The 24,597-nt window shown below is 64.9% G+C and carries 27 protein-coding genes; 10 read left to right on the forward strand and 17 right to left on the reverse strand.

All coding sequences use genetic code 11. The annotated features are described in order from the left end of the window. Positions 1–11: 11 nt before the first annotated feature. From AC5P9L_RS11040 to AC5P9L_RS11080, 9 genes are all read right to left on the reverse strand, one after another. Positions 12–545 carry a lipocalin family protein gene (locus AC5P9L_RS11040; protein WP_049397265.1) on the reverse strand — a complete coding sequence of 178 codons (534 nt, stop codon included), beginning with the start codon at positions 543–545 and terminating at the stop codon, positions 12–14. A gap of 8 nt (positions 546–553) precedes the next feature. Then, positions 554–1,627: an SAM-dependent methyltransferase gene (locus AC5P9L_RS11045; protein WP_495230616.1), complete on the reverse strand. Its 1,074-nt coding sequence runs from the start codon at positions 1,625–1,627 to the stop codon at positions 554–556. Then, positions 1,624–2,409 carry a DUF1295 domain-containing protein gene (locus AC5P9L_RS11050; RefSeq protein ID WP_043033542.1) on the reverse strand — a complete coding sequence of 262 codons (786 nt, stop codon included), beginning with the start codon at positions 2,407–2,409 and terminating at the stop codon, positions 1,624–1,626. The genes AC5P9L_RS11045 and AC5P9L_RS11050 overlap by 4 nt, the downstream gene beginning before the upstream one ends. After that, positions 2,406–2,951 (reverse strand): DUF2878 domain-containing protein, encoded by a 546-nt coding sequence (locus AC5P9L_RS11055; RefSeq protein WP_227415848.1) that lies wholly within the window; start codon positions 2,949–2,951, stop codon positions 2,406–2,408. Before AC5P9L_RS11055 ends, AC5P9L_RS11050 begins: the two co-directional genes overlap by 4 nt. 1 nt (position 2,952) lies before the next feature. Beyond that, positions 2,953–4,212, reverse strand: coding sequence for a class I SAM-dependent methyltransferase (locus AC5P9L_RS11060; protein ID WP_279915492.1), 1,260 nt, complete (start codon positions 4,210–4,212; stop codon positions 2,953–2,955). Then, a complete protein-coding gene (locus tag AC5P9L_RS11065; RefSeq protein ID WP_099473153.1) occupies positions 4,209–4,976 on the reverse strand; it encodes a DUF1365 domain-containing protein in 768 nt (255 codons plus the stop codon). Before AC5P9L_RS11065 ends, AC5P9L_RS11060 begins: the two co-directional genes overlap by 4 nt. After that, entirely contained in the window at positions 4,973–6,250 is a 1,278-nt protein-coding gene (locus AC5P9L_RS11070; RefSeq protein ID WP_099473155.1) for an NAD(P)/FAD-dependent oxidoreductase, read from the reverse strand. Before AC5P9L_RS11070 ends, AC5P9L_RS11065 begins: the two co-directional genes overlap by 4 nt. A gap of 1 nt (position 6,251) precedes the next feature. Then, positions 6,252–7,202 carry an acyl-CoA desaturase gene (locus AC5P9L_RS11075; RefSeq protein WP_111193284.1) on the reverse strand — a complete coding sequence of 317 codons (951 nt, stop codon included), beginning with the start codon at positions 7,200–7,202 and terminating at the stop codon, positions 6,252–6,254. Between the two features lie 80 nt (positions 7,203–7,282). Continuing rightward, positions 7,283–8,050, reverse strand: a complete 768-nt coding sequence (locus AC5P9L_RS11080) for a hypothetical protein (protein WP_049430556.1) — start codon at positions 8,048–8,050, stop codon at positions 7,283–7,285. A 134-nt stretch (positions 8,051–8,184) separates the two neighbouring features. On the opposite strand from AC5P9L_RS11080, the gene AC5P9L_RS11085 reads away from it, so the two are divergent. The 3 genes from AC5P9L_RS11085 to AC5P9L_RS11095 are packed head-to-tail and all read left to right on the forward strand — an operon-like array spanning position 8,185 to position 10,183. After that, positions 8,185–8,808, forward strand: coding sequence for a sigma-70 family RNA polymerase sigma factor (locus AC5P9L_RS11085; protein WP_005409629.1), 624 nt, complete (start codon positions 8,185–8,187; stop codon positions 8,806–8,808). Continuing rightward, positions 8,805–9,479 (forward strand): ChrR family anti-sigma-E factor, encoded by a 675-nt coding sequence (locus AC5P9L_RS11090; RefSeq protein WP_279915493.1) that lies wholly within the window; start codon positions 8,805–8,807, stop codon positions 9,477–9,479. Before AC5P9L_RS11085 ends, AC5P9L_RS11090 begins: the two co-directional genes overlap by 4 nt. An 11-nt stretch (positions 9,480–9,490) precedes the next feature. Continuing rightward, the gene (locus AC5P9L_RS11095; protein WP_099473174.1) at positions 9,491–10,183 is read left to right on the forward strand and encodes a Rossmann-fold NAD(P)-binding domain-containing protein; all 693 of its coding nucleotides are present in this window, start codon (positions 9,491–9,493) and stop codon (positions 10,181–10,183) included. Between the two features lie 2 nt (positions 10,184–10,185). On the opposite strand, the gene AC5P9L_RS11100 is transcribed toward AC5P9L_RS11095, so the two are convergent. The 3 genes from AC5P9L_RS11100 to AC5P9L_RS11110 are packed head-to-tail and all read right to left on the reverse strand — an operon-like array spanning position 10,186 to position 15,279. Then, the gene (locus AC5P9L_RS11100) at positions 10,186–12,585 is read right to left on the reverse strand and encodes a response regulator (RefSeq protein ID WP_495230617.1); all 2,400 of its coding nucleotides are present in this window, start codon (positions 12,583–12,585) and stop codon (positions 10,186–10,188) included. Then, a complete protein-coding gene (locus AC5P9L_RS11105; RefSeq protein ID WP_019659676.1) occupies positions 12,578–13,045 on the reverse strand; it encodes a response regulator in 468 nt (155 codons plus the stop codon). Before AC5P9L_RS11105 ends, AC5P9L_RS11100 begins: the two co-directional genes overlap by 8 nt. Then, the gene (locus AC5P9L_RS11110) at positions 13,042–15,279 is read right to left on the reverse strand and encodes an ATP-binding protein (RefSeq protein ID WP_099473160.1); all 2,238 of its coding nucleotides are present in this window, start codon (positions 15,277–15,279) and stop codon (positions 13,042–13,044) included. The genes AC5P9L_RS11105 and AC5P9L_RS11110 overlap by 4 nt, the downstream gene beginning before the upstream one ends. A gap of 250 nt (positions 15,280–15,529) precedes the next feature. On the opposite strand from AC5P9L_RS11110, the gene AC5P9L_RS11115 reads away from it, so the two are divergent. Continuing rightward, positions 15,530–15,823 carry a hypothetical protein gene (locus AC5P9L_RS11115; protein WP_033835164.1) on the forward strand — a complete coding sequence of 98 codons (294 nt, stop codon included), beginning with the start codon at positions 15,530–15,532 and terminating at the stop codon, positions 15,821–15,823. A 10-nt stretch (positions 15,824–15,833) separates the two neighbouring features. Here AC5P9L_RS11115 and AC5P9L_RS11120 read toward each other — a convergent pair whose 3' ends face one another. After that, entirely contained in the window at positions 15,834–16,319 is a 486-nt protein-coding gene (locus tag AC5P9L_RS11120; RefSeq protein WP_043033530.1) for a TspO/MBR family protein, read from the reverse strand. 87 nt (positions 16,320–16,406) lie between these two features. Beyond that, positions 16,407–18,602 (reverse strand): AsmA family protein, encoded by a 2,196-nt coding sequence (locus tag AC5P9L_RS11125; RefSeq protein WP_043033620.1) that lies wholly within the window; start codon positions 18,600–18,602, stop codon positions 16,407–16,409. A gap of 180 nt (positions 18,603–18,782) precedes the next feature. On the opposite strand from AC5P9L_RS11125, the gene nudI reads away from it, so the two are divergent. After that, a complete protein-coding gene (gene nudI, locus AC5P9L_RS11130; RefSeq protein ID WP_043033528.1) occupies positions 18,783–19,214 on the forward strand; it encodes a nucleoside triphosphatase NudI in 432 nt (143 codons plus the stop codon). A gap of 142 nt (positions 19,215–19,356) precedes the next feature. Continuing rightward, a complete protein-coding gene (locus AC5P9L_RS11135) occupies positions 19,357–19,524 on the forward strand; it encodes a hypothetical protein (RefSeq protein ID WP_157803269.1) in 168 nt (55 codons plus the stop codon). 453 nt (positions 19,525–19,977) lie between these two features. On the opposite strand, the gene AC5P9L_RS11140 is transcribed toward AC5P9L_RS11135, so the two are convergent. Beyond that, positions 19,978–20,442, reverse strand: coding sequence for a hypothetical protein (locus tag AC5P9L_RS11140; RefSeq protein WP_005416536.1), 465 nt, complete (start codon positions 20,440–20,442; stop codon positions 19,978–19,980). A gap of 37 nt (positions 20,443–20,479) precedes the next feature. Next, on the reverse strand, positions 20,480–20,914 hold the full coding sequence (locus AC5P9L_RS11145) for a DUF4124 domain-containing protein (RefSeq protein ID WP_032954165.1): 435 nt from the start codon (positions 20,912–20,914) through the stop codon (positions 20,480–20,482). Between the two features lie 790 nt (positions 20,915–21,704). Between AC5P9L_RS11145 and AC5P9L_RS11150 the strand changes: the two genes are divergently transcribed. Both AC5P9L_RS11150 and AC5P9L_RS11155 read left to right on the forward strand, forming a co-directional pair. Continuing rightward, complete coding sequence (locus AC5P9L_RS11150) at positions 21,705–21,998, forward strand: hypothetical protein (protein ID WP_262221735.1); 294 nt, start codon at positions 21,705–21,707, stop codon at positions 21,996–21,998. Continuing rightward, positions 21,995–22,309, forward strand: coding sequence for a hypothetical protein (locus AC5P9L_RS11155; RefSeq protein ID WP_262221736.1), 315 nt, complete (start codon positions 21,995–21,997; stop codon positions 22,307–22,309). Before AC5P9L_RS11150 ends, AC5P9L_RS11155 begins: the two co-directional genes overlap by 4 nt. A 311-nt stretch (positions 22,310–22,620) precedes the next feature. Here AC5P9L_RS11155 and AC5P9L_RS11160 read toward each other — a convergent pair whose 3' ends face one another. Next, on the reverse strand, positions 22,621–23,145 hold the full coding sequence (locus AC5P9L_RS11160) for a transporter (protein WP_164261149.1): 525 nt from the start codon (positions 23,143–23,145) through the stop codon (positions 22,621–22,623). Positions 23,146–23,736: 591 nt separating this feature from the next. On the opposite strand from AC5P9L_RS11160, the gene AC5P9L_RS11165 reads away from it, so the two are divergent. Together AC5P9L_RS11165 and AC5P9L_RS11170 are read left to right on the forward strand one after the other, a co-directional pair. Continuing rightward, a complete protein-coding gene (locus AC5P9L_RS11165; RefSeq protein ID WP_049439588.1) occupies positions 23,737–24,093 on the forward strand; it encodes a hypothetical protein in 357 nt (118 codons plus the stop codon). 18 nt (positions 24,094–24,111) lie between these two features. Next, positions 24,112–24,564 (forward strand): hypothetical protein, encoded by a 453-nt coding sequence (locus AC5P9L_RS11170; protein ID WP_279915494.1) that lies wholly within the window; start codon positions 24,112–24,114, stop codon positions 24,562–24,564. Positions 24,565–24,597 lie beyond the last annotated feature (33 nt).

Consider the following 24,597-nt stretch of genomic DNA (forward strand, 5'->3'; position numbering starts at 1 on the left):
GTTGCCACGCACTACCGGATGGATTGCGGCACGCGCCGCAGCCGGCGGATGTCGTAGCCCATTTCGGCGATGCGCTGCACGGCTTTCTGGTAGTCGCCGTCGGACACCTGCGGCGTACGCGCCATGTACCAGACATAGTCGCGCTTGCTGCGCGCCACGATGGTCTGGCGGTAGTCGTCATCCCGCCAGGCGATCACGTACTCGGCCTGGATCGGCCAGATGAACTGCATGCCCCAGATCGCGCCATTGCCTTCCTTCTCGACACGGCCGACGGGGTGCATCGACTTCTGCGGCGCATCGAAGCTGCCCTTGCGATAGGTGAAGGTGGTCTGGATGCGCCCGTCGGGCTTCAAGGCATAACTTTCCACCGCATCGTAGGCATCGCGTTCGGGCCAGGACGGAATATGGGCGATCACGTACCAGTCGCCCATGAAGCGTGGCACATCCACCGACGGCGCACGCGGAAGCGGCCGGGTGTCGCTGGAGGAGCAGCCTGAGCCGAACAGGCCGACTGCGATCAGCGGAAGCAGCGAGAACATGCGCATGGGGCACCTCAGCGGGGTCGGAACAGATAGTGGGCGACCAGCCACTGCTGGCCGTCGTCGTAGCCGAACAGTTCGGCACATGCCATCCAGAACATCCGCCAGCGCTGCCACCAGACCTTCGCTGCAGCCTGGCCGTAGGTGGCGATCAGCACCGGCATCACCTGCTCGCGGGCGGCATCCTGGTTGGCCAGCCAGTGGTCGGCCGTGCGCTGGTAGTGGGTGCCGTCCAGCAACCAGCGTTGATCCAGGCGCAGGTCGCGCTGGAAATGCAGCAGCGTGTCGGCGGCCGGCATCAGTCCGCCGGTGAAGAAGTGGCGGCCCATCCAGTTGTCGCGGCCGTCTGTCTCGAACGGGTACATCAGTGTGCGATGGGCGAAGATGTGCACGAACAACGCGCCATCCGGTTTCAGCCACCGTGCGATGCCTGCCAGCAGGCGCTCGTAGTTGCGTACGTGCTCGAACATCTCCACCGAGACACAGCGGTCGAACCGGGCTGTCGGCAGATCAAGTTGGTTGACGTCACAGGTCAGCACCTTGACGTTGTCCAGGCCGCGCGCCTGGCACTGCGCCATGATGTGCTGGCGTTGGCTGTGCGAGTTGGAGACGGCGGTGATATGCGCCTGCGGGTAGCGTTCGGCCATCCACAGGGTCAATGAGCCCCAGCCGCAGCCCAGCTCAAGAATCTGCTGGCCATCGGCCAGTCCGGCGCGCTGGCCGTACAGTTCCAGCATGGCGTCCTCCGCCTGGTCCAGCGTTTCGCGCCCGGTGGGGTAGTAGCAGCTGCTGTACTTCAGTCGCTTGCCCAGGCAGGCCTGGAAGAAGGCTGCCGGCACTTCATAGTGTTGGCGGTTGGCTGCGTCGGTATGCAACGCGAGCGGGCTGTCGGCCAGCTCGGCGATGCGCCGGCTGAAGCGTGCCGATTGGCCTTCGATGCCACCCTCGCTCTCCTCATGCAGGCGCTGCGCGCACAAGCGGCGGATGCCCGCACGCAGCGCCGCATCGGGGACCAGCCCGCGTTCGGCCCAGGCGATCAGCCCGGTTTCCGCATCTTCGGCTGGGTTCAGTGACGGGATCGCGCTCATGCGGAATGCTCCTTGGAAGAACGGGGAAACCAGGGAAAGAACATCGGTGTACTGCGCTGGTAGGCGCGATAGTCGTCGCCGCGGCTGCGCAGCGCCTGTTTCTCGGTGAATGGAATGCCGCTCAGATAGCGCAGGAACACGTACATCAGCAGCGGGCCGGCCCAGGCCAGCCACCACAGTGGCGAGCCGACCGCGAGCAGGACATAGGTGAACCAGTGCAGCCACTCGAAGAAGTAGTTGGGGTGGCGGGAATAGCGCCAGAGTCCGACGCGGCAGGTGCGGCCCCTGTTCGCCGGGTCGGCGCGGAAACGCGCCAGCTGGCGGTCGGCCAGGCTTTCGCCGCCGACGCTCAGCAGCCAGACCAGCGCTGCGGCCACCACCCACAGGGTCAGGTCGGCCCGAGGATTGGCAGCCACCGCCACGAAGGGCAGGGCGAACAGGACGATCAGCAACGCCTGCGCCATGAAGAAGCCGAAGATCTTGCCCTGGTGGCCGTGCCAGTATTGGCGCAGGTAGCGGTAGCGTCCGTCCTCTTCTTCGTGACGGACCCGGTGCCACAGGTGCAGGGCGAGTCGACTGCCCCACAGGCCGCCGAGCACGCCCAGCGCGATCCGCGGCATCACCGCACCGTCGCCGAGCAGCGCCAGCAACAGCGCCGAGGCGCCCACGCCCTTTGCCCAGAGCACATCGACCACGCCGATGTTGTGGCTGCGGCGCTGCCAGGCCCAGCCCCAGCTCATCACCAGTACGGCGTACAGCAGGACCCACATCAGATTGATCATGACGACGCTCCTGCGAAGGGCGGCTGCGGGATGTGCATGCCGCGACGGGCGGTCCGGCACAGCAGGGAAAGCGCAATGCTCCAGCCCGCGCCCAGTACCAGCAGTCCTGGCCATACGGGATCTGCGAACCGCACTGCGTCGAAACCGCGTGCGGCAGACAGATAGGCCAGCGGTGCCAGCAGCAGGCCGAACAGGGCCGGCAGGGCCGGGTGGTGCTGCAGGAAGCGCATCGACGTGGTCAGCGTCATCGCGAACGCCGCCCACAACGCCATGATCCACGGCGGTGGCGCCCAATCCAGTGGGGCCGCCGCGTAGCGCACCGTGCCGCTGGCGGCGGCACTGGCGTCGACCAGCCATGCGCAGGCCAGTGCCAACATCAACAGCCGCAGATCCAGCCGGGGGCGCGGTGAGGTCAACAGCTGGCTGCCGACGTAGAGCGACGCGGCCAGTAGCGCGGGCCACTGCCAGCCGCGGCCCGCGCCGGCCACGGCACACAGCCAGACCAGCTGGTTGCCGAGCAGATTGGCCCAGAAGCGATGCATGTCAGTGGCTGTCGGTCGCAGCGAAAATGGGCCGGTGGTCCGGACGGGCCAGCAGCAGATGCGAGACGCCGATCGAACGTTCCAGGAAGCCACCCTCGCAATAGGCCAGGTAGAATTCCCACAGCCGGCAGAAGCGCGCGTCAAAGCCCTGCGCCTGCACTGCCGGCAGCTGGGCCAGGAAACGTTGGCGCCAGGCGCGAAGGGTCAATGCGTAGGAGTGGCCGAAATCCTGCTGGGCGATCAGCTGCAGGTCGCTGGATCGGCTCTTGGCGGCCATGATCGCGTTGATCGATGGGATGAAGCTGCCCGGGAACACATAGCGCTTGATGTAATCGACGCTGCGCCGGGCCTGTTCGTAGCGGTGGTCCTCGATGGTGATGGCCTGCAGCAGGGCAACGCCATCAGGCTTGAGCAGGCGCTGCAGCGTGGCCATGTAGGTGTCCAGGTATTCGGCGCCGATCGCTTCGATCATCTCGATCGACACCAGCTTGTCGAACTGGCCCTGCAGGTCGCGGTAGTCCTGCATCAGCAGCGTGACCTGGTCCTGCAGGCCCGCCTCCCGTACGCGCCGGGCGGCCAGCGCATGCTGTTCCGCAGAGATGGTGGTGGTCGTGACATGGCAGCCGTAGTGCCGGGCGGCATGGACCGCGAAACCACCCCAGCCGGTGCCGATTTCCACCACGCGGTCGCCGGGTTTGAGCTGCAGCTGCTGGCAGATGCGGTCGAGCTTGCGCCGCGAGGCCGATTCCAGCGGTTCGGACTCACGGGCGAACAACGCCGACGAGTACATCAGGTCCGGCGACAGGAACAGGGCAAAGAAATCGTTGCCCAGGTCATAGTGCGCGGCGATGTTGCGGCGGCTGCCCTCACGGCTGTTGCGGCGCAGGCGGTTCCAGCCCCGCAGCAGCCAGCCACCCACGCGGGCCGGGCCACGCTCCATGCCGTCCAGCAGGTCGCGATTGCGTACCAGCAGCCGGATCAGTGCCACCAGATCATCACAGTGCCATTCGCCCTGGATGTAGCTTTCACCTGCGCCCACACTGCCTTGCGCTGCAACCTTGCGATAGAACCCCGGGTCATCGATGGTGACGGTGACATGCAGTTCGCCACGGGCATCGCCCAGCCAGACCTCGCCCAATGCGTCACGTACGCACAGGCGACCGTCGCGCATGGGGGCAAGCTGGGCCAGCAGGCGGCGGCGCAGGAGCGCATCCAGGGCGCCGGGGCGCGGCAGGGCGACCAGAGGGGTCATCGAGTTCATCGTGGTTTCTCGGCAAGAGCAGGGTGGTCGTACACGGGGTTGCGTTTCATCCACAGCCGAAGTGCATGCCAGTGGATGGCGGCCACCACCTGGGTGGTCATCAGCGGATAGCAGGCCAGCACCCGGGCCAGCCCACGGCCGTTCAAGGCATGTCGCTGCATGGCCTGGGTGGCATCAAACTGGCGCACCCCGTCGCGCCATACCTGCATGTGCACGCGCAGGTCCTGGTCCGGTCGGTTGAAGCGCCAGTCGTAGCGGCAATCCATCGGCATGAACGGCGAGACATGGAAGCGCTTGTCGAACTGCCAACGCAATGACGCCCCTTCGTGGAGCGCCGTGGCAACCGGCAGCACATAGGCGTGCCGTTCCTTCCAGGGGGTATTGGTGATCTCGGCCACGATGCAGTCCAGCGTGCTGCCGTCGGCCTGGTAGCAGTAGTAGAAGCTGACCGGGTTGAAGACATGCCCGGCGAAGCGGAGGTGGGTGAGCAGGCGCACCGGACCGGCTGGCCGGTAGCCAAGCGTGCCTGCAGCGTGGTCGCGTACCGCATCGGCCAGCGGCCGCGCGGGATCACCGAAGTAGTCGCTGCGGCGGAACTCGGCCAGGTTGCGGCGATTGACCGACCACAACCAGCGCCCGGCGAACACCGTGTCGAGTTCATCCAGGTCGAGCAGCAGCTGCGCGATGCGGTAACGGAATGCATGCGGATGCGGATGATGCCGGCGATGCATCACCTGCCCGATGTAGAGCGCGCTGGCACTCATGCCGCCACCTCATCCGAGGCCGATACGTTCCGATGCGGAGCGCAGGCCTGCAGGGCATCGACCACGTGGCGGGCACTACGGATGCCATCCTCGTGGAATCCCCAGCCCCAATAGGCGCCAGCAAACCATGTGTGGCGGCGGCCCTGCAGTTCCGCCCAGCGCTGCTGTGCGCGCACTGCAGCGTGGTCGTGTACCGGGTGCGCGTAATGCAGGGTCCGCAGCACCTTGGCCGGATCGATTGCCTCGCTGCGGTTGAGGGTCACTACCAGGGGGATGTCGCCCGGCAGGCCCTGCAGCAGGTTCATGCAGTAGCTGACCGTGCAGGGCGCCGCGCGATCCTGTGGTACGTGCGCGTTCCAGGCCGCCCACGCCTTGCGGTTGCGCGGCAGCAACGACGCATCGGTATGCAGCACCGCTTCGTTGGACTGATAGCGGATGGCGCCGAGGACCTCACGCTCGACGGTATCTGCGTCGGCAAGCAACGCCAGTGCCTGGTCGCTGTGGCAGGCCAGGATCACTTCGTCGAAGGCCTCCACGCCGGCGCTGCTGTGCACGCGTGCACCCCAGGGCATGCGCTCGACCCTGCTGACCGGGCATTGCAGCCGCTCATGCACGCGCCAGCGGCGACGCAGCGCATCCACGTAGCGCGTCGATCCCCCGCTGACCACCCGCCAGCTTGGCCGCCCGGTCATCTGCAGCATCTGGTGGTTGGCCATGAACTGGGCCAGGTAGCGCGCCGGGAACGCCTGCACGGTGGCCGTCGGCGAGGACCACAGCGCCGAGGCCATCGGCAGCAGGTGCTCGTCGATGAATGCCTCGCCATAGCGCTGGCTGCGCAGGTAATCGCCGAGCGTGGGGCCGTCTTCTTCGGCCAGCAGCAACGGCGCGTCGCGATAGAACCGGCGCAGGTCGGCCAGCATGCCCCAGAAGCGCGGCGATACCAGGTTGCGGCGCTGGCAGAACAGCCCATCCAGCGAGGTGGCGTTGTACTCCACGCCGCTGCGCTCACTGTGCATGGAGAAACTCATCGTGGTCGGTTGCGAGGCCACGCCCAACTCGTCGAACAGCGCCGACAGCAAGGGATAGTGCTGGGGGTTGAAGACGATGAAACCGGTATCCACCGCCATGCCTCGGCCCGCCACCTGCACGTCGTGGGTATGGGTGTGGCCGCCGAGGTAATCGTTGGCCTCGAACAGCGTGACGTCGTGCTGGCCATCCAGCCACCAGGCACTGGCCAGCCCCGCGATACCCGAGCCGATGACCGCGATGCGCATCTCAGTACCTCGCCTTGGCCAGAACCCACCCGGGGATGGGCTTGAGCCCTTTGACCAGGCCCAGCGCCGCCATCGCGCGCAGTCCGTACCAGGTCAGGTCCACCTCCCACCAGCGGAAGCCCTGGCGCACGGTGCCGGGGAAAAAGTGATGGTTGTTGTGCCAGCCCTCACCGAAGGTGAGCAGCGCCAGCCACAGGTTGTTGCGGCTGTCGTCGCGGGTCTCGAAGCGGCGGCGGCCGAAACGGTGGGCCAGCGAATTGATGGTGACGGTGGCGTGGAACAGCACGATGGTGGAGATGAAGAAGCCCCACACCAGCAATTGCGGGCCCGTGGTGTGCAGGCCAGGCGCCCAGCGTTCCAGTGCTGCACCCAATGCATACAGTCCGACGGCCAGCAGCACGGGAATGGCGGTATCGAAACGGTCGAGCCAGCGCAGTTCGGGGAAGCGCGCCAGGTCAGGTACCCGCGACAGATCGGTCGCGAATGCCTCGCGGGTGAGGAACCAGCCCATGTGGCTGCGCCAGAAGCCGCCTTCGCGCGGCGAATGCGGGTCCCGTGGCTGGTCGGCATGCCGATGGTGGTGGCGATGATGGGCGGCCCACCACAGCGGGCCGCGCTGCACGCTGGACGCGCCGATGACTGCGAACACGAACTGCACCGGACGCGATGCCTGGAAGGTGCGGTGCGAGAAGTAGCGGTGATAGAACGCCGTGATGGCGAACATGCGCACGGCGTAGAGCGCCGTGGCCACGACGACCGCCGTCCATGACACGCCCACCCAGATCACCGCGATGCAGGCCAGGTGCATCAGTGCAAAGGGTACCGCGCGCACCCAGTCGATGCGTCCTGGCTGTTCGCCGGTGGTCTCTGTGGCGTTGCTGGTATCCACCCACCGCTGCAACGTACGCAGCAGGCGCCAGCGTCGACGGGGGAGGGGCGCTACAGAGGCCATGGCGGATCTCGGCGGGTGTCGTGTCTTCCTTTACGCAGCAGGGTGCGCAATGGATGCGCCACTTCGAACTGAATTTCGCTTCACCTGGGCGTCACGGCGCAACGCTCGGCCAGGGGCTGCGCCCACGCCTGTTGCCAGTCACCTGCCGGTCGCTCGGCAGCTGGCGAGCGGAAGCGTACCGTCACCTGCGGATAAGTGCCGCGCGCATCGCGCAGATTGCTGGTGCCGCGGAACTCCAGCAGGCGACGGTCGGCCGTGGCGTAGACCAGGGCCAGGCGCGGCGCGATGCCGCCGTACCAGGTGTCCAGGCTGACCTCGATGGCCTGGGCGTCGATGCCCTGCCAGCGTACCGGGCCGATGCGCCGCACCTGCACCGGGAAGTAGCGCTGGCGTGCAGGCACCAGGAACGGCAGTGTGATGCGCTCGCCGCGCAGCAGCGCCGGCCAGTGCAGGCGTACTGCGGCATCAAACCCCGCATCGATCACCGCGTCCGCCGGCTGTTCAAGCCGGCGCCTGCGCAGCTCACTGGCGGCATCCTCCTTCCATGCAATCGACACCGAGTCGCCAGCGGCGTCGACCTCGGCGGTCTGGCCGCTGCGGCGGTCCTCCAGCGAATATCCCCGTGCCTGTGGGCGGGCGCTGGCGGGCAGATGCTTGCGGGCGAAGGGTTGGCCATCCGGGCACTGGTACAGCACCCAGCGCTCGGCGCCCTCCGTTGCCTCGCGTCGCCAGTGCACTTCACGGTAGAGGAGGTCGCCCTGCGCGGAGGTGGCCACGCCCTCGCTTCGCAACCAGGGTGCCGCCAGCGCGGCTTGGGGCAGGCACAGCAGCAGCCAGGCAGTGCGCATGGGTCTTCATCCGGAAGAGGAGGGCCCAGGTCATACGGCGGGGGCGGCCGGTTGGATGCGTCGTGCCGTCTGCATCCAATTGCTGCCCCTGCGCGTACAGAGGACAGACCTTCACCCGCCCGCCGCGAACCCGGATGTACCCTGACGCCGCCAGCACACTCCTCAACTTCGATAGCGCACGCACCGTGTCCAGTTCCCAGCAGCCGAGCAGCGAGCCGACGAACTGGGCCGGTGACATGGACGGCGTGGCGCGCCTGCGCGACCGCGACTGTTTCATGCGGATCTATGACTACTTCATGCCGCGGCTGTGCGTGTACCTGCGCGGCCTGGGTGCACCCGACGGCGTCGCCGAGGAACTGGCCCAGGAATGCCTGCTGCGCCTGTGGCTGCGGGCCGCCGACTACGACGCAGCCCAAGGCGCCCTCAGTACGTGGCTGTACCGGATTGCGCGAAACCTGCATATCGATCGCATCCGTCGCGAGCGCAGCTGGATGCAGGTGCAGGCAGCGGTGGAGGACGCTGCCACACTGGATGTGATCGAGCGCAGCAGTGCCGAGCAGTTCGCCGACCAGGCACGTCTGCGTCAGCGCATCAACGAACTGCCCGCGGTACAGGCGCGGCTGGTGCGGATGTCCTATTTCGAGGCCAAGAGCCACAGCGAGATCGCAGAGGCGCTGGGCATGCCGCTGGGAACGGTCAAATCGCACCTGCGCCGCGCCTTTCTGCAGCTTCAGGCCAAAGTGGGAGGTGCGCTGTGAATCCGCACCACCATCTGCACGAATCGACCCTGATGAGCTATGCCGCCGGCGCGCTGCCGGCGCCGTTGAGCATCGTCGCCGGTGCCCATCTGGAGCAGTGCCCGCATTGCCGTCAGCGCCTGCGTGACGCCGAAGCGATCGGCTCGGTGCTGCTGGAGCAGACCCAACCACCTGCAGCGGAGACGCGACGCGAACAACTGCGCGAGGCAATGCTGATGCAGCTGGCCACGGAGGCGCCGGTGCCCATGGCTGGGGTCGCACGCCCCGTGCCGAAGGAGCGCCCCGAGGCCAATCCGGACCGTCTGCCTGCATCGCTGCATCCGTACTTCGGCGCCTCGCTCAGCGACCTGCGCTGGCGCTGGATGGCGCCGGGCGTGCACTGCATCCGTGCAGAGCAGATGCCTTCGCTGATCATGCTGAAGATCGCCCCGGGCAAATGCCTGCCCATGCACAGCCATGGCCGCAGCGAACTGACCCAGATCCTGCGGGGTTCTTACAACGATGCGCTGGGGCTGTTCGCACCGGGTGACGTGGCAGATCTGGACGAAGACGTGGAACATCAACCGGTGACCGCGCCCGGTGTCCCCTGCATCTGCGTGTCATCGCTGGATGCGCCGCTGGTGTTCAGTGGCTGGCTGGCGCGGAAGATCCAGCGTTTCGTGAAACTCTAGCGGGGATGACGATGGCCGGGACGGGCGCATTACGGATTCTGTTGACCGGTGCCGCAGGCCTGGTCGGGCAGGGTGTGGCGCTGGCCTGCCAACGCTCACCACAGGTGTCCGGCCTGACAGCGCTGGTCCGCCATCCGGGAAGTCTGAGCGGCGCCGGCAGCGAACTGATCGTTCCGGACTTCCTGCGTATCCAGGACCGGTCGGATGAACTGGCCGGGTTCGATGCCTGCTTCTACTGTGCCGGGGCGCCTCCGGTTGGCACGGCAGAGGCCGAGTACCGACGCGTGACCCTGGATACCACCCTGGCGGTGGCCCGTGCCTGGGCGGCTGCGAATCCCGAAGGGTGCTTTTTGTATGTATCCGGTGCCGGCGCGGACCCTCGGAGCCGGCTGATGCCGTTGACGATCAAGGGCGAGACCGAGGTCGCATTGCAGGGCCTGCCGGTGCGCACCGTGATGCTGCGCCCGGGCGGTGTCAGGCCGGTCCCGGGCACCGGCACCCGTCATGCCCTGTTGAAGCCCCTGTACTGGAGCGGTGCGCCGTTGATGAAGCTGGCCAGCGCGATTGCGCCATCGCTGATGACCAGCAATCTGGCTCTCGGTCAGGCGATGATTGCACTGGCCGGCAGGGAGCATCCGCCGGCCACGGTGGAGTGCGCGGACATCAACCGGATCGCCGCTGGCGCAGGCGACCCGGCCTCCTGAGCTCAGTGTGGCGCGGCCTCCAGCGCAGTGCGTACCGCCAGCGCCAGGTCACTTCGCGTAAACGGCTTCGGCAGCAGGGCAACCGCGCGTCCCTGGCTCCCCGCCTGATCGTGGGCACGTGGATAGCCCGACGTGAACAGGACGGCCACTTCCGGCCAGCGTTCGCGGACTTGACGGACCAGTTCCCAGCCCGACATGCCGGGCATCACCACGTCCGAAAACAGCAGGTCCACCCTGGTATCGGGGCGCTCCAGCAACCGCAGTGCGGAGGGGCCGTCGTGGGCTTCCAGCACGCGGTAGCCGAGCAGCCGCAGCGAATCCACCGTGTGGGCGCGGACATCGTCGTTGTCCTCGGCCACCAGGATGGTTTCCTCGCGCGATGAGTAGCCGGCCAGGCCGGTCTGCGGGATGTGTGCTTCGCGGGGCAGGGCCAGCGGCGAGCGCGGGAACATCATGGTGATGCTGGTGCCGCCGCCTTCCACCGAATCGATCAGCACGTGGCCGCCGGACTGTTTGACGAACCCATGTACCATCGACAGTCCCAGCCCGGTGCCGCGGCCGACCTGCTTGGTGGTGAAGAACGGTTCGAACACGCGGGCCAGGGTGGCCGCGTCCATGCCATGGCCGTTGTCGCGCACCCGCAACATCACGTACTGGCCTGGTGTTGCATCCGGGAACAGGGCAGCGTAGTCGTGGTCGAGGTGGCTGTTGTCGACCTCGATCACCAGCCGGCCGCCGTGCGGCATCGCATCGCGGGCATTCACCGCCAGGTTCAGTACGGAGGCCTCCAGCTGGCTGATGTCGATCTCCACGCACCAGATGTCCTCGGCGCTGCGGATCTCCAGCTGCACCAGCTCACCCAGTGCACGCTGCAGCATGTCGTGCATGTCCAGCAGGCGCTCGTGGAGGTTGGCGGCCTGGCTGTGCAGCGGCTGGCGTCGGGCAAACGCCAGCAGGCGCTGGGTCAGGCTGGCGGCACGCCCGACACCCTTCAGCGCGTTGTCCAGGGCGCGGCTGACCGTCGCTCCGGCTTCGCCCGCGCGCTCGTTCAGCAGCATGGCGTGCTCGATGTTGCCGGAGATGACCGTCAGGATGTTGTTGAAATCATGCGCGATGCCGCCGGTGAGCTGGCCGACCGCCTCGATCTTCTGTGATTGGCGCAGTGCGTGTTCGGCCTGGAGGCGCGCCGTGGTTTCCACGGCCTCGGAGACCACGGCGGTGACCACGCCTTCGGCATCCAGCAGCGGACGGAACGAAAAATCGAAGCTGCGCGGCCCGGTCGGGAGTTCCAGCTCCAGTGAATGCAGCGAACTCCGGCCCTGCACGGCTGCAGCGACGGCCCGATCGATCAGCGCGCCGATGCCATCGGTTGTGGCGAACCAGAGCGATTCACCGAAGCGTTGGCCAACGACGTCCTTCTTGTCCGCCAGTACTGCGGCCAGTGACGCGTCATTGGCATCCACCACGCGCCCGGACAGATCCAGCAGCATCTGATGCTGGAAGCTGGATTCGAAGATCGCCTGCAGGCGCCGCTTGCTGGCGCGCAACTCGGCCGTGCGCGCCTGCACCTGCTGCTCGAGCAGCTGGTTGTCCTCGCGCAGGGCCAGCTCGGCCTGTTTCAGCTGCGAGACGTCGCTACCCAGGCAGATGTAGCCGGCCACGCTGCCATCGGCCGCATGCTCCGGCACGCAGTCCATCTGCACGAATCGTGATTGGCCGCTGCGGTGCACCAGTTCGACCTGGAAGCTGGTGCGTTCGCCCTGCAGCACCCGTTCCAGGCTCGGCAGGGCGTGTTCGAAGGCGGAAATGCCGCTGACATCGCGCGCTGTCCGGCCCAGCAACTCGGCCAGGCTGAATCCATGCCAGTCCAGGAACGCCTTGTTGGCGAACCGGTAGCGATGCGCGTTGTCGAGCTGGGCGATCAGCGCGGGTACGGCATCCGTCACCTGCTGCAGCTGCGCCTGGCTCTCATTCAGCGCAGCCTGCGCATGAAGCAGCTGGTTGCGCTCATGGGCTTCCTGACGGGCGCGACGGATCGCATCCGGCAGGCGCTGCAGGCGCTGCTTGACTACATAGTCGCGCGCGCCACGGGTCAGCGCCTGCACCGCCAGCTCTTCGGTCAGCGTGCCGGAGACGAAGATGAAAGGGGTCTGCGGAATCCGCTCGCGTGCCAGTGCGAGGGCCGCATCGCCATCGAATCCGGGCAGCACGTGGTCGGCGAGGATCACGTCGAACGCACGGCTGTCGATGGCCTCGATGAACGCATTGCGCGTCCACAGGCGCTCGACCTCGAACTCCAGGCCGGCACGCCGCAGCTGTGCGGTGATCAGCTCCGCATCAAGCGCGCTGTCCTCCAGCATGAGGATGCGCAGGCGCTCGCTGCGGCGCGATCCATCACGCATTGTGCTGCCCCGAGCCGCTGGGCCGGTGCGGTGGTGGCTGGTTGGTGATGCCCCAGAACATGCCCAGTCCTTGGATGGCGTCAAAGAACTCCTTGAAGTCGACCGGCTTGACCACGAATGCGTTGACGCCCAGTTCGTAACTGCGCACCAGATCCTGCTCCTCGCGCGAAGAGGTCAGCATCACAACCGGGGTGCTGCTCAGGTACGGGTCGCCACGGACCTGCTCCAGTACCTCCAAGCCATTGACTTTGGGCAGCTTCAGGTCCAGCAGCACCACCACCGGGCCGCCGTGCATGGCACCGGCGAACTTGCCTTCGCAGCGCAGGTAATCCAGCGCTTCGGCGCCGTCGCGTACATGGATGACATCGTTCAACAGCTGGCAGCGCTCAAGCGCGGCCATCGTCAGCTCTGCATCCTTGGGGCTGTCCTCTACCAGGAGGATCGGCCGCAGGTCCCTCATGGGTGTTCTCCTGTGGAGCGGGGTAGGGTGAAGTGAATGGTCGCGCCCTTGCCGGGCTCGCCCTCGGCCCAGGTGCGGCCGCCATGGCGGCCGATGATGCGGCGGACATTGGCCAGGCCGATGCCGGTGCCTTCGAACTCTTCGACGTGGTGCAGGCGCTGGAACACGCCGAACAGCTTGTCCACGTAGCGCATGTCGAAGCCGCAGCCGTTGTCGCGCACGAAGAAGTGGTCTTCCTCGTCGTTTCGCTCGTGACCAACCTCGATCACTGCATGTTCGCGCTCGCGGGTGAACTTGATCGCGTTGGCCAGCAGGTTCTGCCAGACCAGGCGCAGCATCGTCGGATCGGCTTCAACCTCCGGCAGCGGTGCGAGCGTCCACTGCACGTCGCGGCCGGTGTAGTCCAGGGCCAGGCTCCGGCGCACATCCTCGGCCAGCGCGGTCATGTCCAGCCGCACACGCCCCAGCGTGGAGCGTCCCATCTGCGAGAAGCTGAGCAGGTCATCCACCAGCGTGCCGGCGGACTTGGCCGATTCCACGATCGTGTCCAGGAAGCGGCGCTCGGTATCGTTCAGGCGTTCGCCCGCCGAGCTGCCCAGCAGCTCGGAATAGCCGACAATGTGACGGAAGGGAGCGCGCAAGTCGTGGCTGACCGAATAGGAGAAGGCTTCCAGTTCCTTGTTGCTGCGGAGCAGCTGCTCGTTCAGTTCGGCCATTTCCTCGGCCTTGCGCAACACGATATCGACGATGGCCGTGCGCATCTCGTGTGCCGCGTCGCAGTCAGCGTCGCTCCACGGCAGGCTGCGCTGCTGCACGGTCTCCTTCCAGGCCTCGAACGAGTTGCGCGGGGACAGCGCCACGCCCGGTGCTGCTTCCTTGCGGGGATCGCCACCCCAGCGCACGGTGCGCACCACTTCCGGGCGGAACCACATCAGGTAACTGTCATGCAACTGCGAAATGGACACCGCCAGCAGGCCACTGGCGACGTCGGCGAGGTGCGCGGCAGGCGACCAGTCGGCTGCCAGGTGATCGGTGCAGTAGGTTTCCTGGCCGGCCTGCTGCGTGGCCAGCCAGTTCGCCAGGGCCAGCACGTCGCTGGAGGAAGGGCACTGGCCAACACGCAGGCAATCGCCCTTGTGCACGATCGCCGCGCCGGCCGCGCCGGTCAGCGACAGCAGGCTGGCCTCGTCCTGGCGCAGGGCCGCCATGAAGTCCTCGTCGCCGGCCATGCGACCCAGTAGCTTGACCAGTATGGAACGACGGGCAACGCGCTCTTCGATCGCACGCGCTCGCTCCTTCAACGCAATCTGCAGCGACAGGATCTGGCCCATGAACTCGCAGGCAGTGCGCACGTGGTAGGGCAGGCGGCGTGGCTGCACGGTGTGGCAGGACACCAGGCCCCACAAGCGGCCTTCATGCACCAGAGATACCGACATCGACGCGCCGGTCCCCATGTTGCGCATGTAGCGCAGGTGCACCGGCGAGACGCTGCGCAGCACCGCCATGCTCAGGTCGGTGGGCGGCGCGTCGCGTTGATCCTCGGTCCGCATCAGCGGGGCCGGGGTGTAGCTGTTGTCCGCGATCAGGCGCACCCGGTTGCGGCGGTAGAGTTCGCGCGCCTGTGCTGGAATATCCGATTCGGGGAAGCGCAGGTCCAGGTAGGACGGCAACAGGCCGTTGCCATCCTCGGCCACCACGACACCGTTCCAGCCAGCATCGAACTGGTAGACCAGGGTGCGGTCGAAGCCGGTGAGCCGGCGCATGTGCGCGGCAGCCAGCTGGCAGAGATCTTCCACGGTGCTGGCCGACTCGATGCCGGCCATCAGCTCGCGGATGGCCGGATACAGCTCTTCCAGCGAGCCGGGCTGGCCCGGAACCGGTGCTTCCAGCTCGACCAGCAGATCGGTGGCGGAACGGTGCACCAGCAGCTGATGCCGGCCGTGGCCATCCAGATGCACGGCACCGACATGGGCACTGCTGCCGATCACGGCCTGCTGGAACAAGCCTTGGAACGGCGCCAGCACGCCGCCGAACACCTCACTGACGTGCCGCATCAACGGTTCGCCGAACTGCAGCAGCAGCCCGGGCTGGCTGATGGCGCGCTCGCGCACCTGCAGGGACTGCGGTTCAACGACCAGAAGCACACCGTAGGGCTGGATCGCGCCGGGGGTGTGGATCGGTTCGCGCGCGCAACTGGACAAGGCAGTGTCGTGCGCGGACTCAGCAGAAGGCATCAAGGGCGGGACTCATCATTCGTGGATGGCTGGAAGGCCCAGTGGTACATCCGGTACCCATCAATGGTGAAGCAAAATCGTGCATTCGCCTACCAGTGTATGCGTATGAAGCGTGCTTCTGTCCAAGCTGAATTCTTCATGTAGGGACGAGGTCGAGCACTTGAGGTTTTCGCGAAGAATACATCTACGCTGCACATCAGCTCGACAGATCATTGCCTAGAGTGGATCCACTTCCCTGAGCGACCGCCCCGTGAACCTGCAGCCCGCGCCCCTGTCCCCGTACCGCATGCTGGCTGACAGCTGCCAGTTTGAACTGCTGGATGTGGATGCGCTGCAGGACCCGGCCAGTGGCCGGCTGCTGCACCTGTATTCGCTGGTTGCCCGCTGCCTGTCCTGCGAGACGATCTTCAAGGCCGAAGAAGGGCAGGGCCTGGTCAGCCATACTGCGGCGCGGGTGGTGCGATGCCCTACCGGCTGCGGGCAGCAGGCGTTCAAGCCGGCCCTGCTGCGGACCTGGCGCCCGCAGGCCGTTGCCCAGGCGTAAGCGGCGGAGATCACAGCAGCCCGGGATTGGCTCGCCATACCGCGAAGTTGAGCGCCGAGGCGAACGAGATCCAGGCCAGATAGGGAAGCAGCAGCGCCGCCGCAGTCGGACGGATGCGCGCAAACGCGACGATCGCTGCGCAAACCAGCGCAATCAATACAAGAATGTCAACGAAGGCCAGGGCGCCCAGCTTCCAGCCGAAGAACAGCCAGCTCCACAGCGCATTGACGGCAAGCTGCACCAGGTAGAGCATCAGCGCCGGTCGTGCCCCGCGCCAGCCGCGTTCGCGCCACACCAGCCACGCGGCAATCGCCATCATGGCGTAGAGCAGGGTCCACACCGGACCAAAGACACTGGCCTGTGGTGCCCACGGGGGAAGATCGAGGGTGGCGTAGAAGCTGGCTGCGGATGTGGACGCCCACGCGCCCAGGGCGGCCGCGACGAAGGTGATCGCCACCCATCCCAGCAGCCCGAAAACCTGCGAACTCCGCTTCATACTCCGCTTCATACCGTCCAGCATCCCTGATGCGCATGATCCCGTGTACGCGCAGAGGCCGCGAATGGATGCAGGCTGCGGGCCTTCTCAGTCTGAAGAGCCGGCGGCGCTCGTGCCCTGGCTTGCCGGCAGCAGGGAAGGCTGTTGATCAAACCACTCACGTGCCTTGGACAGATGCCATTGGCGCCGGTCACCGTCCAGCTCGATGCCCGCACCCAGCAGTCCCCAGCGCAGGTAGAGATCGCCGCGTTTGCGCTGTTCCAGAAGATCCAGCCGCGCGCGTACCGACAGGCGATCATTCTCGGCCTGCAGTCCATCGATGACCAGATGGCCAGGGCGCCAGCGCAGCGTCGCCTGTGCCTGCACCTGACCGGAATCGAGGAGGGACAGCGTCCAGCGTGGGTAGTCGGTGCGCTCTGCGAACAGCGCGAGCAACGGACGGGCATCGCTGAGATCCAGATCCGTGGTGGCATCCACCTGGAATGGCGACTGCGCATCGATACGGCCACGTTTGAAGGCCGCGCGGCCTTTCCAGGCGGTTGCGCGCTCCGTACCCGCCACCTGCACGTTGCGTAGCTCGACCGTGGTGCCGGACAGATCAAAGTGGCGCTGGTTGAAGTCGCCACGGCGCAGCGTAGCGTTCACGTCGACGTCGCCGCCCATGTCCAGCCCCGCCACCTTGGCACTGGCGTTGCGCCCCAACAGCCGGGCCGTGCCATGGCCAACGCGGCCATCGGTATCGAGGGTGGCATCACCGCTGAGTGAGCCGGTGCCGCGCAGCAGGCGCACCTGTTTTGAACCGAGATAACGGTTGTAGGCCGACAGATCTGGAATGGTGGCTTCGCTGAAGCTCAGGTGCGCGCGCACGCCCTTGCGCAGCTCCTGCAGGCGACCGTCGCCGGTCAGATCCAGCGCCAGATCACGACCATCGAACAGCCGAACGTCCTTGGCATCGGTGGGACGCGCGGTGAAGCGGGGGAGGCGGACGGCAAGCAGGGCCTGGTTGGGAGAGCCCGCCTTCAGTTCCCCATGCGCGCTGGCGGTACCGGCAAGCCGGACGCCGGCGACCTCGGCGACTGCTTCGGCAGAGGGAATGTCCACCGTGCTGCCTTCGCTCAGCTCGCCATTGCGCAGCCGCAGGTCGGCCTTCAGCGTGCCGCCACCGTCCAGTTGCAGCCACGGCTTGCGGACGAACAGGGCAGGGATCCAGTTGAGCGAGGTGAACGTCCATTCGCCGCGCACCGTGCCGGAACTTCGCTCCAGCAACTGCGCCGGATCCTGGAAGGGAATGTCACGACCGGTGACGTGCAGGTCCGCATCCACTTCGCTGCCCGAGCCGGGTCGGGCTGGCAGGCGTGCCTGCAGGCGCAGGTCATTGGCCACATTGAGCTGAAGGGCCAGCACGCCGCGATCGGGAGCGCCGTCCCCAAGATAGAGCGGCACCTGCCATAGAGCGTGGTCGCCGGGCTGCAGCTGGCCGGCGATCAGGTGTGCCGAGAGCTGCAGGTGGCCCGGCACCGGTGCGCTGGAGATCTTCGGGGTGGTGGCATCCGTATCCATGCGCAGGCCCTGGCTGCGTGCATCAACATCCAGCTGGGCATGCAGTATCTTCAGTTTGGCGAGCCCAGGTGCCTGGTCCCGGTAATGGCGCGGGTAGCTGAAGCGTGCAGCCAGGTTCATGTCACCCAGCAGCTGCACGCCATCGAAGCTGGTGTCCGCCCCCTTGAACGTGACGGTTGAATCCAGCAGTTCCGAAGGACCGCCGCGTAGCTGCTTGACGAAGCCGACCGTGCCCTGACCCTTGCCGATGATCAGCAGCTTGCCGAAACGGGCGCTGCGGATGCTGTCGCTGTGGATGGCATCGAAACGCAGCGTCCAGCCCTGGTCGCTGCGCGGGGGCGGCGGGATGGCCTCTTCAACACGGCTGATCTCGGCCGATACGCCCGTGGCCTGCAGGCGCGGAACCCGAACTTCGCGCTGGAACAGCGGCAGGACTGCCAGCCTGGCGCTTGCCCGGTCGGCATGCAGCACGTAGACGGTGTGGTTGACGTGGCCGCGCATGTGCACGTTCCAGGCGATCACGTGGCCGGGCAGCAAGGTGACGGCTGGGCCGGTAGTCATCACGAACTTGTGCGGCTTGCGGTTGGTGACCTGGTCGAACAGCGGGGTGTTGAGGAAGATGTTGCCGGCCAGGAGGTAGGCAACATACAAGCCCAGCAGGATGTAGATGGCAATGCGCCGTCGCCAGGGCAGGTGATGTACGGGCGCAGGAGGAGGGGACATGAACCACTCGAACAACGAGGACCCCCGCACTATTGCGAAGTGACCGGCGGCAGGGTGTGAAGCCGGCGCGTCGCGCAGATTCGTTGTGACCTGCCACGCTAAATCAATTGCAACCCATCGGGATGCCGCGGGGTTTCATACAATCCTTCCGTCATCTGCCCAACATCCAAGGAAGACCCTGTGAGACAACGCGTCATCGTATGCCCGCTGATCCAGAACCAGGGCGCCTATCTGCTGTGCCGCATGCCGTTGGACCGTGGTGCATTCCCAGGCCAATGGGGACTGTCCGGCGGCGGGCTGGAGCCCGCCGAACGCATCGAGGAAGGCCTGCGCCGGGAGATCCGCGAAGAGCTGGGGCACGCGCTGCAGATCGATGCCGTTCAACCATGGACCTTCCGCGACGACATCCGCACCAAGCTCTATCCGGACGGTTCCAGCGAGCAGATCCACATGATCTACCTGATCTTCGACTGCGAAGCACTGAACCGTGACGTTACGATCAACGAAGAGTTTGATGCCCATGCCTGGGTGGAACCGAAGGATCTGGGTGCGTACGACCTCAATGCGGCGACCCGAATCACGCTTCTGGCGAAGGGGCTGCTTTCGAGCTAGTGCAGAAAGGGGCGCCAGGTTGAGATAGAGGGCCTGCGGCAGCGGACTGCCATAGACCATTAACGTGACGCGTCACGCCGGGCGGAAATCACGTTCCTGTCAGGGCAAGTGACCGGCCGATGCAATTGGAGGCGGGAGAACGATGAAGGTCCTGCTTTGGGCGCCTACAGCTTTGTTTGCCTTGCTGTCATTGAGAGCGTTGGCTTTCGTGACCTATCAAGGACTGAATGGAGCCGCCTTTGAAGAGGAAGAGATCATTGTCGCGGGGGGGCGGCTTGGTCTGCGGCTGGATCGCCTGGGGCATGCATAAGACCCTGATCGAACGATGGAGGAAGCCGTAGCTGCCAGGCCGCGAGGGGATTGAGGCGAACGGTACGCCAGCGTCCCCGGGGATGCTTTGAACATAATATACATTATGCGAAATGCTGTATCGGGCTATCGCGGCGTTCGTGTCCTCTGCTTGGCAATGGCTGGGCCTCTGGCCCGGCTCTTGCCTGCGCCCTCAGTCCCCGGCCAAGGATGAGATCGCGGCATGCCCTTGGGCCGGCTTTTCTTTCCTCGGTATCGCAATGTCGGCGTTCGCCATCATCCTTCCACTGTGGTCAATCTGCGGGACGTGGTGAGCCGGCGCAAACAGCGGTCGGCAGTGGTGATGGCTGGCCCTGACGCCGGGCCACCTGCTGGTGGCCTTGCCGGTACCGGGGCCGAAACGCCGTCAGCGCATGTGAGGCGCTTCCGTAGGGGCGCTGCTTCTACACCCCAGTCATGCTCTCTGGCAGTTGTCAGCCATGCGTGCGAGAGAGCCGCAAATGAGGGCTACTGAGATCTTCATCCGATCCAGTCTCGTTTGAGCATTGAGTAGTTGCTCTACGCGCCTAAGTGGCATAGCTGCGACGAGAGAATCGATCTTACGCTCCAAGTGGGCAGCGTCTCTGCCGTGGGCCAGCTCATTTCGGGCAGAATTCAGCTTCTCAACAGCCTTCCACAACTGAGGGTCTCCCCCGACTACCGCCATCGCGAGCTTCGTCTTAGTCCAAAAATTCAATCTTGCGTCGATCACGCAATCTGGATGATCGAAAACTGAAAGAACGATGGTTTCAAGTTGCTCCTCGGCGTAAAGATGACCTTGGAGCAGCGGGATCGCGTACTCATTCTGCTGATTGAATCGGGCAAAGAATTCTCTGGCGCGCTCGTCAGCGTGTTCGAGACGTTCGTCTATGTCTTTCATTTCTCACTCACCCATACGAAGAGCTCTTCAGGGTCGGCTATTTGCAGGCCGACCAGACCATATCGTCCATGTGGCGACCCACCATATAGGGCCGATTGGAGCCGTACATGCGGAAAACACGCTCTCGCTCGGCCTTGGCGGCTTCGCATGCGTCCGGATCCTTGTACTGGGAAATGCTGTGGAGACGAGCACCGCCACCGCCGTTCCGATAGACGGGCCGCGTTGGTGCAGACCGAGGCGCGATAGACGCTGAATTCTGCTGTCGAATAGCGTCAAGGCGGCGCTCATTCTCAATGACGCCCTCAGATCGAGGTGCAACCTCCACTGCCCACGTCTTGGCCGCCTCACCGTTCACGCACGGCGTTGACTGGTATTCGGTCCCGGCCTTGGTAACGCACTTGTAAATCTGCTGGGCTGCCGCAGGCGCGGCGAGTGCACACAGCAGCAATCCGGCTGCAATCCTTGTGAACATAGCATCCCCCTGATGCTTGAGCACCAAGGAATTGGCCGGTGCTCACGGCGGCAGTATAAGCGCCACCAGCCCAAGGCACGCCAGATGGCCCACCTAGTAGCCGTAGAAGTCCCGTCGTGCACAGGGCTCCACCCGAGACAGGCCCAACGCCACCGGAGCCGCTGCCAGCGCCCGCAGGGTGCCGTTGAATCAGCAGATCGCGGCGAAAGCCGGGACCAGTAGCCAGTACTGCTGCTGATGAAAGGCCAGCCACGCCAGCAACACAACCCTACCCCGGCCCATTGGTAGTCCACGAAAATGTTAACCGGCAACGAGTACCCGAACGCCAACGCATGCACGTGCTGTGCGATCGGGCCACTGCTACTCATTTCCGGACCGGAAGAACAGAGCCTGCTCCTTGCCATTCTTGGTGCCAATCTCGCCAGATGCTGGCGGACGCTCAATTTCAGTGCAAATGGGTCGGATTCGCGCAATCGCTCCAGATCGGCGTCGTTCCGTTCAATCGGCGCGTGGATGGCAGATCCTGGTGCGCAGGACGCCTCGGCTACGAAGCGACCTGGGTGCCCTCCATTCGCCCCGCTCTACTGCTATGATTACAAAGTAGCAGTAAAGCTCCGTAATGGGTTGGAGCTATGCCTATTCGCCGAATCTCGAGTAACTCGCCATGTGTGGCAACGCATATTTGTCAGGGGGTTAAATGTCTCACGAGGTGTGGAACTTGCTCAGTCAAGCTCTTTCAAGTGGATCGAGGTCGACCGTCCTAAAATCTCTTGCGTGGTTGATAGCATTGATGGCCGCAGGAGCTATCGGCTCAATGTCAGTGACAGGAACAAACTGGCTAACTGTAATGTTTGGGGTCTTCTTGGGTTTATCTGTGGCGCTGTACCTCGCGGCGTATGTGTATTTCGCCCTTAAAAACCCTGACGCACTTCGCAGTGAGACATTCTCATTGCAGAAGCTGCAGATAGAGAGTGCCTATCGTGGCGACGATAGTCAGGGCATCCTTCCGCAGGCTTCCTCAAGGCGCCTGCCAGTTAAGTCGAATGCCAGAATCGAAGCTTCGTCAGAGGATGATCCTGAATGAGAAAGTTCGTCGTAACTGTTGAGTCACCTTCGAAAGATGAAGCTGCCGAATTTCACTCGTGGATCAAATCGGAAAAATTTGGATGGTGGCATTGGGTGGAGCCAATGTGGCTTCTGGTAACCAAAGATGAAGTGGGGCCATCGGATATCCGCGACAAGGCAAAGGTTGCCTTCAATAAAAAGGCTGTCATGGTAATTGAGGTTGTGGGTGAGACGTCTTGGGCTGGCTACATGCCGTCTGCCGCCACAGCCAAGAAGTCGCCCTACGATTGGATAAAGTCAACCTGGCAGAATGTGCGTAAGAGTAAGTAGTCCAATTTCTATTTTTAGTTGGCGGCTGAGGCCTAGGTGGTTAAGGCCATGTACGGTCATGCTCAATGCCGCATCTGCGAACGCATCCTCCCTCGCCAAGGACGAGGTGGCATACCTGAGCTGTATTGGCGGAGCAAGCCCGCAGCATGTTCGCCAGCATCATCGACGATGTCCAGCACTGGTCGCGCCACGCGCGCAGCCACAATGCCGCCTGGTTGGAACGGACCAAGGCGGCGTTGAAGGGCTACTGACGACCTGGAAGCAGGTGACAGGCTCGAACATCGGGACTTCCAGGAAGCTATGGCAGGGGCCTAGCGCGAGGCCAGCTTGGGGAAGAGCAGCTTGGGGGTTCCGATAAACAGCAGCCATGCACCCAGGGCCGCTCCGTAGGCGAGCACCGTTCCCACAAGGAATGTGCCGAAGAGGCTGCCGGTGAACAGCTGATACAGCCCTTTGCCGCGACCTGCAGCGCTGCCTCCAACAGTCAGCACGATGACCGGCAGCATGATCATTCCGCTGCAGAGGATCAGGGAGAACGCGCCCAGCAACCAGCGCTTGAGTGGCGGGTTCCATGGCATGGGGTAGCCTGCGAGCAGTCGCCTCATCCAAAGAAACAGTACTGGAAAGGCGATCAGGTACATCAATGCCACATACAACCAGGTTCGAGCATCAGCGCTGCCCGCCTCGAAGATGGCTCGCGGGTATACCCCTGTGCGATAGAGCGTTTCTGCGCTTGCCGCCAGCGCCGCGCTAATGATCAACGCAGGCTTGAACAGGCGCGACACCTTGCCCCATTGCGCGTTGCGTAGTTGCTGCCCGTCAGTCATGCCAGACATGAAAACTTTCTTGGGCCGATGTGTCCATAAGGTACCAAGGGGCATTTTGCTGATGATCCGCCCCGCCACATGGTGACACGCAGCGCTTTGCTTCGCAGATTTCACGTATTAACGTGACGCGTCACGCGCAATCGGAAGCGCATTGCTGGACAGGCATGTCGCATTCGCCTTGCTCACAGCCCCACCGGGCGGATGCCGACAGCGCGCAGAGCTGCACCACCGACATGGTCGATAGCGTTGCAGCGCAAGGCTCCAGCTTGGTTTCGTCGTATGCAACGATTCTGAAAATGTTGAAAGTAGTGACGTCATCAGCCCTACTGCATTGGCATCACGCATAGGTCCGCGTATTCCTTGCCCTGCCACCGCGCATCGGTGGTCGGGATTCGAAACCCCGGTTCTACGCTGAAGTAAACGCTTGCCAGCCGGCATCACCCATCAGGTGGTGCCGGCTGGCAATCCGTCGGCCGGCTATGGCGGGCGGTGCGCGGAGGCCTTGTGCCTGCCGGTTTTAGCGTAGACCGGGTTTCGAACCTCGCACCGTCCGCCACCTTTATCGGTGGCGGCTTCTGCATGCACGCAAGGAGCCCCGCCATGACCCAGCCCCACTCCCCTGCCCCGCACCCCATCCACGACGCGCCTGCCAACGGCCCGGCGCTGGACCCGAACACCCTCATCGCCCTGCTGCACAGCATCGGCTCCGGCGCCGCCTCCGATGGTCAACCGTGGCCAGAACGCCATCAGATGCCGGGCCGACGCATCGCCTTGGCGGATACCGATTGCTCGCTGGCCGGGCTTCGCGTGGTCCTGGAGATTCTGCTGGCCGCGCAGCGCGCCCGCGAAAATGGCGAGCTGGAGCAGTACGTTGGCCCGCGCGTGATGGAGGGGCTGATCATGGCCGGAATCGGCCTTGCCGCACACGCCAGTACCCGACTGCATCCGGAGGGCTGAGTGGCCTGGTGGCGCTGGGTGGCCACCGCGCTCTGTCTTGTGGTGGTGGTTGCGGCACAGACGCAGTGGCTGGCACCGCCCAAGCCCTCGCCTATCGGTTTCCACAGCATCCCCGGCGATCGCTTTCTGCAATTGCGCCGCCAAGCCATGCAGTTCGCGGAGGCTCGGCCACAACAGGGCTTCCAGTTCGTCGAGCGGCATCGAGATGCCGAGTTCCAGGTTCATTGCCGAGGCATACCCGTGCTGTGGCTGGAGAGGCGCCCGCAACATCTGCTGTTGCAGGTCTCACTGGACGCGGAGCTGCGGGCGCCTGCCGTTGTGCGGTTGCGGGCGCTCCTCCAATGGCAGTTGGAGCCGTTGGATTACCTGGAGCAGGTACTGGCTGACGTGCCGGAGCCTGTTCTGTTGGATCGGGTGCTGCAGATTCTTGCTGGTGATGTGCCTGATGGGGCGCGATGTGGCGTGCCGTAGTCGAGCATGGCTCGACTCTACAGGGCTGAGGGC

It is taken from the genome of Stenotrophomonas sp. YJH_SMC_64, assembly GCF_059371375.1.